Here is a 14,076-nt window from a genome sequence, read left to right as displayed (position 1 = left end):
TTGAACCCGCGTCACGACCGTGACAGGGTCGTATGATGGGCCACTACACCATCCGGGCGCGTCGCAACCTGTCGTACCCGTGTCTGGCAAATAAGGCTTGTCATCGGCGGCGGCGGTGGTGAACGCTCACAGGGTGGGCGGTACGTTTTTGTGTGTCACTCCCGAGCGTGAGAACGTGGAACGCCCCGGCGCGGAGAGCCGTGCACGGCGGAGTTGACAAACCTTATGCGGCTGGAGTCGGTAACAGGCTGTAGTATCTCGTGATAGCTTTTCCCCACCACCACCACCCATGGTAGACGTAAGCCAACACGAACTCGTTCCGGACCACGTCCTGATCGACGATCCCGAGGAGGTCGAGGCGGTCCTGACCGAGTACGACGTGAAGAAGACGAACCTACCGAAGATCAAACGCACCGACCCCGCGACCCCTGACGACGCCGAAGTCGGGGACGTGGTGAAGATCGTTCGTGACTCACGAACGACCGACCAAGCGGTCGTGTTTCGACTGGTCGTCTCATGAACAGGCAAGACCGACGCGTGGTGTCACGCGAGTACTTCTCCGACGAACGGCTCGCCGAACATCACTTCCGATCGTTCAACAACTTCCTGGGTCGCGGGATGCAGGAAGTCGTCGACGAAAAGGAGACGATAGAGACCGACATCGGCGACAAGGAGGGACAGGAGCCCGTCTACGTCGAACTCGGCGACGTGCGGATGGTCACGCCCCGAGTCCGCGAGGCCGACGGCTCCGAGGAACTCCTCTACCCCCAGGAAGCCCGGCTCCGGAACATCACCTACTCCGCGCCGGTGTTCATGGAGATGTCCATCGTGCGCGGGGGCGAGGAGGAGCCGGAGACCGTCGTCGACAGCACGGAGACGAAGGTCGGCCGGATGCCGATCATGGTCGGCTCCGACAAGTGTAACATGGCCGATTTCACCGACGAGGAGCTGATCGACATCGGCGAGGACCCGGTCGACCCCGGCGGCTACTTCATCGTCAACGGCTCCGAGCGCGTGCTGATGACCTCGGAGGACCTCGCGCCCAACAAGATCCTCGCCGAGTACGACTCGAAGTACGGCGACGAGATCCAGGTCGCGAAGACGTTCTCCCAACGGCGCGGGTACCGCGCGCTGGTGCTGTGTGAGCGTAACCGTGAGGGGCTGCTCGAGGTGTCGTTCCCCTCGGTGTCCGGCTCGATCGACTTCGTGACGCTCGTTCGCGCGCTCGGACTCGAGTCCGACGAGGAGATCGTCCACCGCGTCTCGGACGACCCCGAGATCGTGAAGTTCATGCTGGAGAACCTGGAGGAGGCCTCCGTCCAGACCACGGAGGAGGCCATCGAGACCCTCGGCGAGCGGGTCGCGAGCGGCCAGGGGAAGAACTACCAGCTCAAGCGGGCGAACTACGTCATCGACCGCTACCTCCTCCCGCACCTCCACGAGGAGGGCGTCGACGAGGAGGACGTCCGCATCAACAAGGCGTACTACCTCTGCCGGATGGCCGAGGCGTGCTTCGAGCTCGCCTTGGACCGCCGGGAGGCCGACGACAAGGACCACTACGCGAACAAGCGGCTGAAGGTCTCCGGCGACCTGATGCGCGACCTGTTCCGGACCGCGCTCAACAAGCTGGCGCGCGACGTGAAGTACCAGCTCGAGCGGGCGAACATGCGTAACCGGCAGCTCACCGTGAACACGGTGGTCCGCTCGGACGTGTTGACCGAGCGGCTCGAACACCCGATCGCGACGGGCAACTGGGTGGGTGGCCGCTCGGGCGTCTCCCAGCTCGTCGACCGGACCGACTACATGGGCGTGCTCTCGCACCTCCGCCGGCTGCGCTCGCCGCTGTCGCGCTCGCAGCCGCACTTCGAGGCGCGGGACCTCCACGCGACCCAGTGGGGTCGCATCTGTCCCTCCGAGACGCCGGAGGGACCGAACTGCGGGCTCGTGAAGAACTTCGCGCAGGCGATGGAGCTGTCACAGACCGTCGAGGACGAACAGGGGCTGAAACGAGAACTGGCGTCGATGGGTGTCGAGGGGATCCCCGGCATCGAGGGCGTCGAACGACAGACGGCGGACGACTAACATGGCACAAGCAGAACGCGAAGCGAAGGTGTACGTCAACGGGAGCCTCGTCGGGACCCATCCGGACCCGCACGAGCTCGCCGACCAGATCCGCGAAGCGCGCCGACGCGGCGACGTGAGCGAGATGGTGAACGTCTCGGTGAAGGAACGGACCCGCGAGGTCATCGTCAATGCGGACGCGGGGCGGGCCCGCCGGCCGCTGATCGTCGTCGAGAACGGCGAGCCGCTGCTCGGCGACGAGGAGGTCGCCGCCGTCGAGCGCGGCGACGTCGAGTTCGAGGACCTCGTCGACCGCGGCTACATCGAGTTCATCGACGCCGAGGAGGAGGAGGACATCCTCGTCGCCGTCGACGAGGAGGACGTGACCGATAACCACACGCACCTCGAGATCGATCCGCAGCTCGTGTTCGGCATCGGCGCGGGGATGATCCCGTACCCCGAACACAACGCCTCTCCGCGCATCACGATGGGTGCGGGGATGATGAAACAGTCGCTCGGGCTTCCCTCGGCCAACTACCGGATCCGGCCGGACACCCGCCAACACCTCCTTCACTATCCCCAGCTGGCGATGGTGAAGACGCAGACCTCGGACCAGATCAGTTTCGACGAGCGCCCGGCGGCACAGAACTTCGTGGTCGCCGTGATGAGCTACGAGGGGTTCAACATCGAGGACGCGCTCGTGATGAACCAGGGGTCCGTGGACCGCGCGCTCACCCGCTCGCACTTCTTCCGGACGTACGAGGGCGAGGAGCGGCGATACCCCGGCGGCCAGGAGGACCGTTTCGAGATCCCCGACCAGGACGTTCGCGGTGCACGCGGCGAGGACGCGTACACCCACCTCGACGAGGACGGCCTCGTCAACCCCGAGACGCGGGTCGACGAGTCCTCGGTGCTGCTCGGCAAGACGAGTCCGCCGCGCTTCCTGGAGGAGCCCGACGACATGGGCGGGCTCTCCCCGCAGAAGCGCCGCGAGACGAGCGTGACGATGCGCTCGGGCGAGTCCGGCGTCGTCGACACGGTCACGCTGATGGAGGGCGAGGACGGCTCGAAGCTCTCGAAGGTGAAGGTGCGCGACCAGCGAGTGCCCGAGCTCGGCGACAAGTTCGCGTCCCGACACGGCCAGAAGGGCGTCGTGGGCCACCTCGCACCGCAGGAGGACATGCCCTTCACCGAGGAGGGGGTCGTTCCCGACCTCGTGATGAACCCGCACGCGCTGCCGTCGCGGATGACGGTCGGCCACGTGCTGGAGATGCTCGGCGGCAAGGTCGGCTCGCTCCGCGGGTCGCGCGTCGACGGGACGCCGTTCCAGGGCGAGGACGAGGAGGAGCTCCGGGGCGGGCTGGAGGAGCACGGCTTCAAGTCCTCCGGCAAGGAGGTCATGTACTCCGGCGTCACCGGCGAGAAGATCGAGGCGGAGATATTCGTCGGAACGATCTTCTACCACAAGCTGTACCACATGGTGTCGAACAAGCTCCACGCCCGCTCGCGCGGGCCGGTTCAGGTACTCACGCGCCAGCCGACCGAGGGGCGCGCCCGCGAGGGCGGGCTTCGCGTCGGGGAGATGGAGCGCGACACGATCATCGGTCACGGGGCGTCGATGGTGCTCAACGAACGGCTGCTCGAGTCGTCGGACGCCGAACAGGTGTACGTCTCCGCGGAGACGGGCCTGGTCGCCGTCGAGGACAGGGAGCAGCGCCGCGTGTACGACCCGGTCACGGGCGACGAGGACGACATCCACGAGCTCGAGGTGAGCTACGCGTTCAAGCTGCTGCTCGACGAGATGATCGCCCTCGGAATCCGACCGAAACTCGAACTGGAGGACGCGATTTAAATGTCAATGCAAACACCGAAGGTGCTCGGCGGGATCGACTTCGGCCTCATGGACCCGGAGACGTACCGGGACATGTCGGCCACGAAGGTGATCACCGCGGACACGTACGACGACGACGGCTACCCGATCGACATGGGGCTGATGGACCCGCGACTCGGCGTCATCGACCCCGGGCTGGAGTGTCGGACCTGCGGTTCCCACTCCGGGTCCTGTAACGGCCACTTCGGCCACATCGAGCTGGCCGCCCCCGTCATCCACGTGGGCTTCACGAAGCTCATCCGCCGACTGCTGCGATCGACGTGCCGCGAGTGCGGGAAGCTGGCGCTCACCGAGGCTGAACGCGAGGAGTTCCAGGACCGACTGGAGCGCGCCGAGGAGCTCGGCGAGGACCCTCACGACGTGCTGAAGGCGGCCGTGCGGCAGGCCCGGAAGGCGTCGACGTGTCCGTACTGCGGCGAGCCGCAGGCGGACATCAAACACGAGAAGCCGACGACCTACTACGAGGTCCAGGACGTGCTCTCGGGCGACTACTCTGAGCACATCGCGGCCGCGATGCAGCCCGACGAGGAGGAGGACGACCCGGGCACCTCTCCGCAGGAACTGGCCGAGAAGACGGACATCTCGCTGGAGCGGATAAACGAGATCATGGCCGGCGAGTTCCGCCCGCGCAAGGAGGACCGCCGCGCCATCGAGAAGGCGCTCGACATCGACCTCACCGAGGAGGACATGAACAAGCTGATGCCCTCGGACGTCCGCGACTGGTTCGAGGACATCCCCGACGAGGACCTGGAGGTGCTCGGAATCGACTCCGAACACTCCCGGCCCGAGTGGATGATCCTGACGGTGCTGCCGGTTCCGCCGGTCACCACCCGACCCTCCATCACGCTGGACAACGGCCAGCGCTCAGAGGACGACCTCACGCACAAGTTGGTCGACATCATCCGCATCAACCAGCGGTTCATGGAGAACCGCGAGGCGGGCGCGCCGCAGCTGATCATCGAGGACCTCTGGGAACTCCTCCAGTACCACGTCACGACGTTCGTCGACAACGAGATCAGCGGGACGCCGCCCGCCCGGCACCGCTCCGGTCGCCCCCTCAAGACCCTCAGCCAGCGGCTGAAGGGCAAGGAGGGTCGTTTCCGCGGGAGCCTCTCCGGGAAGCGCGTGAACTTCTCGGCGCGGACCGTCATCTCGCCGGACCCCACGCTCTCGCTGAACGAGGTCGGCGTCCCCGACCGCGTGGCCAAGGAGATGACCCAGACGCTCAACGTCACCGAGCGCAACGTCGAGGACGCACGGCAGTACGTCCGGAACGGCCCCGAGGCACATCCGGGCGCGAACTACGTGCGCCGACCCGACGGTCGCCGCCTGAAGGTGACCGAGAAGAACTGCGAGGAGCTCGCGGAGAAGGTCGAACCCGGCTGGGAGGTGAACCGTCACCTCGTCGACGGCGACATCGTGATCTTCAACCGGCAGCCGTCGCTGCACCGGATGTCGATCATGGCCCACGAGGTGGTCGTGATGCCGTACAAGACGTTCCGGCTCAACACCGTCGTCTGTCCGCCGTACAACGCCGACTTCGACGGCGACGAGATGAACATGCACGCGCTCCAGAACGAGGAGGCACGCGCGGAGGCGCGGGTGCTCATGCGCGTCCAAGAGCAGATCCTGAGCCCCCGCTTCGGCGGGAACATCATCGGCGCGATCCAGGACCACATCTCCGGGACGTACCTGCTCACCCACGCGAACCCCGAGTTCACGGAGACGCAGGCGCTCGACCTGCTGCGGGCGACGCGGGTGGACGAGCTGCCCGAGGCCGACGGCGTCGACGAGGACGGTCGCGAGTTCTGGACCGGCCGGACGCTGTTCTCGGAGCTGCTTCCCGACGACCTCTCCCTGGAGTTCACCTCCTCGACCGGCGATGCCGTCGTCATCGAGGACGGACAGCTCGTCGAGGGAACGATCGACGAGGACGCCGTCGGAGCGTTCGGCGGCGAGGTCGTCGACACCCTCACCAAGCAGTACGGCGAGACGCGCGCCCGCGTCTTCATCAACGAGATCGCCTCGCTCGCGATGCGGGCGATCATGCACTTCGGCTTCTCGATCGGGATCGACGACGAGTCGATCCCGCCGGCGGCGGAAGAGCAGGTCGACGAGGCGATCGGTAGCGCGTACGACCGCGTCAACGAGCTGATCGAGACGTACCGTGCGGACGAGCTGGAGTCGCTGCCCGGCCGCAGCGTCGACGAGACGCTGGAGATGAAGATCATGCAGACGCTCGGGAAGGCCCGCGACTCGGCTGGGGAGATCGCCGACCAGCACTTCGGCGACGACAACCCGGCGGTCGTGATGGCTCGTTCCGGCGCGCGTGGCTCGATGCTCAACCTCACGCAGATGGCCGGCTCCGTCGGCCAGCAGGCGGTTCGCGGCGAGCGCATCAACCGCGGCTACGAGGACCGCACGCTCGCCCACTACGAGGCGGACGACCTCTCGGCCGAGGCGCACGGATTCGTGGAGAACTCCTACCGCGGCGGGCTCACGCCCGAGGAGTTCTTCTTCCACGCGATGGGCGGCCGCGAGGGGCTCGTCGACACGGCGGTTCGGACCTCGAAGTCCGGCTACCTCCAGCGGCGGCTCATCAACGCGCTCTCGGAGCTGGAGGCGCAGTACGACGGAACGGTCCGGGACACCTCCGGACGGATCGTCCAGTTCGAGTTCGGCGAGGACGGCACCTCGCCGATCAAGGTCTCCTCCGGCGAGGGCGACGGGATCGACGTCGACGGGATCGCCGACCGCGTCCTGGAGTCGGAGTTCGCCTCCGACGACGAGAAGGAGCGGTTCCTCGGCGAGCGCACGCCACCGACGAACCTCTCGGAGCACGCGGGTCCAGGCCTGAACAAGGCGGACGAGCTGGGGGTGGAGTCCGATGACTGAGTACGAACACGTCACCGAGGACATGGAGGCCGTCGTGGAGGCGACGGAGCTCCCGAAGCGGCTGAAGACCGAGGTGTACGAGACGCTCGAGACGAAAGCCGACGAGTACGGCGAGGTCTCGATCGAGCAGGCGACGGACATCGCGACCGGCGTCGAGAACCGGTACATCGAGACGCGAGTGGACCCGTTAGAGCCCGTGGGGACCGTCTCCGCGCAGTCGATCGGTGAACCCGGAACGCAGATGACGATGAACACCTTCCACTACGCTGGCGTCGCGGAGATCGACGTCACGCAGGGGCTTCCCCGGCTCATCGAGCTGGTTGACGCCCGGAAGACGCCGGACACGCCGATGATGACGGTTCACCTCGAGGGCGAGTACGCGACCGACCGCGAGAAGGCCCACGAGGTCGTCTGGTCGATCGAGTCGACGCGCATCCTGGCGCTCGGCGACGTCTCCACCAACGTCGCGGACATGCTCGTGCGGATCGACCTCAACGACGACACGCTGTTGGAGCGGTGGCCGACCCACTCGGACCCCACGGAGGTCGCCGAGATCATCGCCGAGACCATCGAGGACTCGCTCGGCGTCGACGCCCGACAGGCGGGGACCGTGATCGAGTTCGGTCCCAACGAGCCGAGCTACCGAGAGCTTCTCCAGCTCGTGGAGCGGCTCCGGGAGATCGTCTTCAAGGGCATCGAGGAGGTCGAACGGGTCGTCATCCGCAAGGAGGAACTCGAGGACGGCGAGGAGTTCGTCCTCTACACCGAGGGGTCGGCCTTCGGCGACGCCCTGGAGATCGAGGGGGTCGACGCCTCGCGAACGACGTGTAACAACATCCACGAGATCTACCGGAACCTCGGCGTCGAGGCGGCCCGCGAGACGATCATCGACGAGACGAAGAACACGCTCGAAGAGCAGGGGCTCGACGACGTGAACGTCCGGCACCTCATGCTCGTCGCGGACATCATGACGAACAACGGCGAGATCGAGTCGATCGGCCGGCACGGCATCTCCGGCTCGAAGGACTCGGTGCTCGCGCGCGCGGCGTTCGAGGTGACGGTGAACCACCTGCTCGACGCGGCGGTCCATGGCGAGTACGACGAGCTCGACGGAGTCATCGAGAACGTCATCGCCGGGAAACCCATCTCGATCGGAACCGGCGACGTCGACCTCCGGATGGGGTCGCGCGTCGTCTCGGACGGCGGCACGCCGAGCGACGACTGATGCGCGTCGAGCTCTCCGACGAGGCGCGGCGCTACATCGGCCGGTTCGACGAGCTGACCGGCGTCGCGCCGAAGGACTGCCTCGTGGAGGGCGATCGACTCGTGTTCCTCCTTCCGGCCGGCGAGATGGCGGCCGCGATCGGCCAGGCGGGAGAGACCGTCGAGGAGGCCGAACGCCGGCTCGGCAAGTCGATAGAGCTCGTCGAGGACGCGGACACGCCCGAGGCGTTCGTCGCGAGCGCGCTCGCGCCGGCGGCGGTCAACGCGGTGACCGTCTCCGAGCAGAACGACCGGGTCGCGTACGTGGAGGTCCCCGAGCCGGACCGCGGCGTCGCGATCGGCGCGGGCGGCCGAAACATCGAAACCGCGCGGACGCTGGCGAAGCGCCACCACGACATCGACGACGTCCAACTGACCTGACCGCGACTCGCGGACGGGTCGGCGGGCTTTTTCACGTACGCCGCCACGGACGGGTATGACCGAACGATCCACGAACGAACGGCGCATCGGCCGGCACGCGAGCGGACGGCGCGTGAACAGACGCCGCCTTCTGGCGGCGATGGGAGCCGCCGCCGGCGCGAGCGCGCTCGCGGGCTGTGCCGGCGGGAGCGTGGACGGGCCCTTCCCGGACGCCGAGTGGCGCGACGGCGACGGACTCGACGTCGAGACGTTGGCCACGAACCACGTCGGATCGGTGCTCGAGGCGGGCGGCGTGACCCTCTTTTCCACGGCGGAGTCGAGCTACGACGGCGAGGGCGATCCGACGCCGTGGCTCCCTTCTCAGGAGTACGAGTCGAGTCACGACCTCGAGAACGGACGGTCGTACCTTCGACAGGAGGTGACGGCGACCGAGGAACCGGACGTCATCGAGCGGTACGTCGCGGACGGGGAGGCGCTGGTCCGTGAACGAACCGCGGAAGGGGTCGGCTACGGCCGGCAGGCGGTCGATCGCACGGCAGACGACTTCGAGGAGGCGCTCCGGTCGGAGGCACTCGTCGGGATCCGGGTACCTCGGGGAGACGACTCGGGGGAGACGACGTACGAGGGGCTCGGGAACTGGGATCCCCACGCCGAGGGGGAAGGCGAGATGGAGGGGCAGCCGACCGCCCGGTTCGTCTCCGACTCCTTCGACGGCGAGCGGTCGGTTCCGGAGCGCGTCGAGACCGCGTCGGCGACCGTCCACGTGTTCGAGTCCGGGTTCGTCCCGCGGATCGAGCAGTTCTGGGAGGGACCACACGACGACGGAACCGGGGCGGTCGAGGTCGAGATCGAGTACCGCGATCGGGGCGAAGCGGTCACGGAACCCGACTGGGCGGCGGAGGCGCGCGGCGAGACGGAGGGCTGAGAACGGAACCACGACGGGGACGACTCCCGGCTGACGACGGGCTTCGGTCGACGACGGGATTCGATCAACGACGGGCTCTCAGGCTGGCTTATCGGTTCAACGGTCAGGAGCGTCCGTCGATATCGATCGGAGAAACGCGCGTAGATCGCTCGAGCGGTACCTCTCGTCGGATCTGCGCACGTTTCTCCGGGCGGAAAGACGACGCTTAAGTAGCTCCGTTCGGAAAGGAACGTACGATGGCGAACGGCAAATATGCCGCCCGTAAGCTCAAAAAGGACCGGCAGAAGCGCCGCTGGTCCGACTCCGAGTACGCTCGGCGAGAGCGCGGGCTCAAGAAGAAGTCCGACCCCCTCGAGGGCGCCCCGCAGGCTCGCGGGATCGTCCTCGAGAAGGTCGGTATCGAGGCGAAGCAACCGAACTCGGCGATCCGGAAGTGCGTCCGGGTTCAGCTCATCAAGAACGGGAAGCAGGTCACGGCCTTCTGTCCCGGCGACGGCGCGATCTCCTTCATCGACGAGCACGACGAGGTCACGATCGCGGGGATCGGCGGCGCGAAGGGTCGCGCGATGGGCGACCTCTCCGGCGTCAACTACAAAGTCGAGAAGGTCAACGGCGTCTCGATGATCGAACTGGTTCGCGGAAACGCGGAGAAACCGGTCCGATGAGCGGGGAGGAAGTCGAGGCGGAGTCCGACGAGGACGTCGCCGCCGACGAACCGGACCCGGACGCGCCCGCCGCGAGCGAGGCCGCGAACGAGAACGCGGAGCTGTTCGGCGTCTGGGACGTCACCGAGATCGCCTACGAGGACCCCTCGACGAAGCGATACATGACGGTGACGCCGATCGCCCACACGATGGGACGACACGCGTCCAAACAGTTCCAGAAGAGCGAGATCTCCCTCGTCGAACGGCTGATCAACCGGCTGATGCAGACCGACGAGAACACGGGCAAGAAACAGCAGACGACCCGGATCGTCCGTGACGCGTTCGACGTGATCCACGAGCGCACCGAGGAGAATCCGGTTCAGATCCTCGTACGCGCCGTCGAGAACGCCGCGCCGCGCGAGGAGACGGTCCGCCTGAAGTACGGCGGTATCTCCGTCCCGAAGGCCGTCGACGTCGCGCCCCAGCGCCGCGTCGACCAGGCGCTGTTGTTCATCTCCGACGGCGTCGCCAACGCGACGTACAAGTCCAGCACCTCGGCCGCCGAGGCGCTCGCGAACGAGCTGATCGCGGCCGCCGACTACGACGCGGACGCCTCCTACTCCATCTCACAGAAGGAGGAGCGCGAGCGCGTCGCCGCCGCGGCCCGCTGACGCGGGAGACCGAGCGACGGGCGGTTTTTTTCCGTTTCTCGATCCCTCCATCCGTGAGCGGTCGCGCCGTCGATCCGCGTCGCTACCTCTCGATCGTCGTCACCGACGATCGCGGAGAGCCGTCGCTCGAGAGCCGTGACGAAAGGGAGAGAGAACCGAAAGGGGTGTGACCGAAACGGGTGTGGATCGTCGTTTCAGTCGTCGGCGGGCGCGGCGCCCGATCCGCCGTCGTGCTGCTGTTTGACCCACGAGAGCTTGCCGCCGGACGCGAGGATCTCGCGTTCGCGCTCGGAGGCGTCGAGCTCGGCCGTGAACTCCCACTCGTCGTTGACGCGGGCGGTGAACTCCGTCTCCCCGGAGTTGACGCCGGCGGGCACGTCGTCGACGATCTCGATGTCGTCGCCCTGGTCGATCCGCTCGTACGTCTCCGCGTCGATGGCGAGGGGGACGATACCGAAGTTGAACAGGTTCGCCTTGTGGATGCGGGCGAAGCTCTGCGCGAAGACGGCCTCGATTCCCAGGTACATCGGACAGAGCGCGGCGTGCTCGCGCGAGGAGCCCTGTCCGTAGTTCTCGCCGGCGACGAGGACGCCGCCGTCGGCGTCGAGCGCGCGCTGTGCGAACGTGTCGTCGACGCGCGAGAGCGTGAACTCCGAGAGCTTCTCGATGTTCGAGCGGAACTTCAGGATGTCCGCGGTCGCCGGGATGATGTGGTCGGTGGTGATGTTGTCCTCCATCTTGAGGAGCGCCTCCCCGCCGTCCACGTCGATGCCGTCCTTGAGCGGCACGTCGCCGATGTTCGGCCCCTTGACGAGGCCGTCGTCGATCGCCTCGTCGGGCGAGATGATGTCGCTGTCGTCCTTGCCCATGCCGGGGCCGTACTTCGTCCCCATCTCGAGACCGGGCGCCTCGAGGTCGCCGAGATCGTCGGCGAGGTCGCGCGGGTCGACGATCTCGCCGGTGATGGCCGCCGCGGTGGCGACCTCGGGCGAGCAGAGGAAGACGGAGTCGTCCTCGATGCCGGAGCGACCCTCGAAGTTGCGGTTGAAGGTACGCAGCGAGACGGAGTCGGAGGCGGGCACGTGGCCGATGCCGATACAGGCACCACACGTCGCCTCGGAGAAGTTGACGCCGGCCGCCATCATCTCCGCGGTCCAGCCCTCGCGGGCCAGCATCTCGGAGGCCTGCTTGGAGCCGGGCGCGACGATCATCTCGGTCCGTTTCGCGACCTCGCGACCCTCCAGCATCTTCGCGCTGGGGAGGATGTCCTCGTACGCGCCGTTCGTACAGGAGCCGACGATGACCTGCTCGACGTCGGTGCCCTCGTACTCGCTGACGGGGGCGACGTTGTCGGGCATCGACGGGGCGGCCACGAGCGGCTCGAGCTCGTCGAGGTCGACCTCGATCGTCTCGGCGTACTCGGCGTCGTCGTCGGGTTCGAGCTCGACGAACTCCTCCTCGCGGTCCTGGCGTGCGAGCCAGTCCTTCGTCTTCTCGTCGGTGCCGAAGATCGACGAGGTGGCGCCGAGTTCGGTACCGAGGTTCGTGATCGTCGTCCGCTCGGGGATCGTGAGCTTCTCGGCTCCGGTCCCCGTGTACTCGAAGATCTTGCCGACGCCGCCCTTGACGGTCAGCTCGCCGAGCAGGTGGAGCGCGACGTCCTTCGCGGTCGCCCACTCGGGCAGTTCGCCCTCGAGGTGGACGTTGACGACCTCGGGCATCTCGACGTAGTAGGGGCCGCCGCCCATCGCGACGGCGATGTCGAGGCCGCCCGCGCCGATCGCGAGCTGGCCGAGCCCGCCGGGCGTCGGCGTGTGCGAGTCGGAGCCCAGGAGGGTCTTGCCGGGCGCGGCGAAGTTCTCCTTGTGGACCTGGTGGCAGATGCCGTTGCCGGGCCGGGAGAAGTACGCGCCGTAGGTGCCGGCCGCGGAGCGGAGGAAGCGGTGGTCGTCGGTGTTCTTGAAGTCGAACTGGTACGTCTGGTGGTCACAGTACTGCGCGGCGAGTTCGGTCTGGACCTCGTCCAGATCAAGCGCCTCGAACTGGAGCCAGACCATCGTCCCCGTGGTGTCCTGTGTGAGCACCTGGTCGATCTCGATACCGATCTCCTCTCCGGGAGTCAACTCCCCTTCGACGAGATGGTCGCCGAGGATCTTCTCCGTAATCGTCTTTCCCATATCGGTCGAAGATGGCCGTCCCGTGAATATAAAACCCGCGAGTGTCCCGCCGGATCGACCGTGTTGGATCCGGTGGATCGTGCAATAATTGGGCGAAAACTCCCGTGATGACACGCCGAAGGCGGACGGAGTCGCCGGATCGCAGAGCCCCCCACGACGCGGGGTCGACACGGTTTTGCCCTCGCCGCGGCTCCGAGAGGACATGTTCGAATCGGGGGAGTCGGTGGCGGCCGCCCTGGAGGCGGCTGGCGCGACGCTCGAGCCGGAACAGCGACAGCCGAACGGGGTCGATCTCACGGTCGGGACCGTCTTCCGACAGACCGAACCGGGTCGGATCGATCGGGACGGGAAACGCGTCGGCGACAGAGCCGAGATCGAGCCCGACGACGGCGCGTATCGGCTCGACGCCGGGACGTACGTGGTCCGCTACGGCGAGCCGGTCCGGATCCCCGAGGGACACGTCGGCTTCGTCCTCCCGCGGTCGACGCTGCTGCGGAACTCGTGTACGGTCGATACGGCCGTCTGGGACGCCGGCTACGAAGGAGTCGGCGAGGGCCGGCTCGACGTGGGACACGCGCTCGACGTCGAACCCGGCGCGCGGATCGCCCAGCTGGTGCTCGCACGCGCGGACCACGAGGGAACGTACGACGGAGACTACCAGTCCGAGGGGCTCTGAGGACGAACCGAACGGAGCGCGGTCGCTCGTGGAACGCGGCTCTGGAGTCATCGAACGGTTCGCAGGGCGGTTGGCTTCGGGACTGTGTGGATATGTCGGCTTACTCGGTAAGAGTACTTGTAGTACGGTTGTTTCGTGGTATGTCGAGGTGATTGGAACGGGGTCGTTGCTGTCGCGATGAACGCTTCCAAAGCCCCAGTCGCGAGGCGGTCGCACGCTCGTTGTCGTTCGAAAGGCGTGAATCGCGCCTTTCGTGATGACGAGACGCCGAAGGCGTCTCGAACCACGCGCTTCAGTCGCTCACTTCGTTCGCTCCTTTCAGTGTCGCCGGCGCTTCGCGCCGGCTGCTGGAGGGACCGGAGGTCCCTCCCTGCTTACGTCGGCCGCCGTCGTCCTCGCGGCTGCCCCTTTGCGTCCCACCCGGACCGCACAGCCCCGCGCCTCACGCCTCCCCAGCCTCGCGGCTCGTTTCACTCGCCGCGTCCCTCGCGG

General features: G+C 67.0%; 11 protein-coding genes. 10 read left to right on the top strand and 1 reads right to left on the bottom strand.

Going from position 1 to position 14,076, the window contains the following annotated elements; translation table 11 throughout:
* The first annotated feature begins 289 nt into the window (after positions 1-289).
* The 9 genes from OKW78_RS15595 to OKW78_RS15555 all read left to right on the top strand — a co-directional run bounded on the left by OKW78_RS15595 (position 290) and on the right by OKW78_RS15555 (position 10,731).
* Entirely contained in the window at positions 290-520 is a 231-nt protein-coding gene (locus OKW78_RS15595) for a DNA-directed RNA polymerase subunit H (RefSeq protein ID WP_281195982.1), read from the top strand.
* Complete coding sequence (locus tag OKW78_RS15590; protein ID WP_281195981.1) at positions 517-2,082, top strand: DNA-directed RNA polymerase subunit B''; 1,566 nt, start codon at positions 517-519, stop codon at positions 2,080-2,082. Before OKW78_RS15595 ends, OKW78_RS15590 begins: the two co-directional genes overlap by 4 nt.
* A 1-nt stretch (position 2,083) precedes the next feature.
* Positions 2,084-3,913, top strand: coding sequence for a DNA-directed RNA polymerase subunit B (gene rpoB, locus OKW78_RS15585; protein ID WP_281195980.1), 1,830 nt, complete (start codon positions 2,084-2,086; stop codon positions 3,911-3,913).
* A 6-nt stretch (positions 3,914-3,919) separates the two neighbouring features.
* Positions 3,920-6,847: a DNA-directed RNA polymerase subunit A' gene (locus OKW78_RS15580; RefSeq protein WP_281195984.1), complete on the top strand. Its 2,928-nt coding sequence runs from the start codon at positions 3,920-3,922 to the stop codon at positions 6,845-6,847.
* Entirely contained in the window at positions 6,840-8,072 is a 1,233-nt protein-coding gene (gene rpoA2 / locus OKW78_RS15575) for a DNA-directed RNA polymerase subunit A'' (RefSeq protein ID WP_281195979.1), read from the top strand. The genes OKW78_RS15580 and rpoA2 overlap by 8 nt, the downstream gene beginning before the upstream one ends.
* Positions 8,072-8,491, top strand: a complete 420-nt coding sequence (locus tag OKW78_RS15570; protein WP_281195978.1) for a NusA-like transcription termination signal-binding factor — start codon at positions 8,072-8,074, stop codon at positions 8,489-8,491. Before rpoA2 ends, OKW78_RS15570 begins: the two co-directional genes overlap by 1 nt.
* A 112-nt stretch (positions 8,492-8,603) precedes the next feature.
* A complete protein-coding gene (locus OKW78_RS15565) occupies positions 8,604-9,416 on the top strand; it encodes a hypothetical protein (protein ID WP_281195983.1) in 813 nt (270 codons plus the stop codon).
* A 236-nt stretch (positions 9,417-9,652) separates the two neighbouring features.
* The gene (locus OKW78_RS15560; RefSeq protein WP_004599087.1) at positions 9,653-10,081 is read left to right on the top strand and encodes a 30S ribosomal protein S12; all 429 of its coding nucleotides are present in this window, start codon (positions 9,653-9,655) and stop codon (positions 10,079-10,081) included.
* Positions 10,078-10,731, top strand: coding sequence for a 30S ribosomal protein S7 (locus tag OKW78_RS15555; protein WP_281195977.1), 654 nt, complete (start codon positions 10,078-10,080; stop codon positions 10,729-10,731). Before OKW78_RS15560 ends, OKW78_RS15555 begins: the two co-directional genes overlap by 4 nt.
* Before the next feature lie 194 nt (positions 10,732-10,925).
* On the opposite strand, the gene OKW78_RS15550 is transcribed toward OKW78_RS15555, so the two are convergent.
* A complete protein-coding gene (locus OKW78_RS15550) occupies positions 10,926-12,908 on the bottom strand; it encodes an aconitate hydratase (protein WP_281195976.1) in 1,983 nt (660 codons plus the stop codon).
* Positions 12,909-13,110: 202 nt separating this feature from the next.
* Between OKW78_RS15550 and OKW78_RS15545 the strand changes: the two genes are divergently transcribed.
* Positions 13,111-13,584 (top strand): deoxyuridine 5'-triphosphate nucleotidohydrolase, encoded by a 474-nt coding sequence (locus tag OKW78_RS15545; protein ID WP_281195975.1) that lies wholly within the window; start codon positions 13,111-13,113, stop codon positions 13,582-13,584.
* Positions 13,585-14,076 lie beyond the last annotated feature (492 nt).

The organism is Halorubrum sp. F4, from assembly GCF_027257195.1.
Classification (GTDB): Archaea; Halobacteriota; Halobacteria; order Halobacteriales; family Haloferacaceae; genus Halorubrum.
The sequence above is the reverse complement of the archived record's forward strand: the minus strand, read 5'-3'. Positions and strand labels throughout refer to the sequence as shown.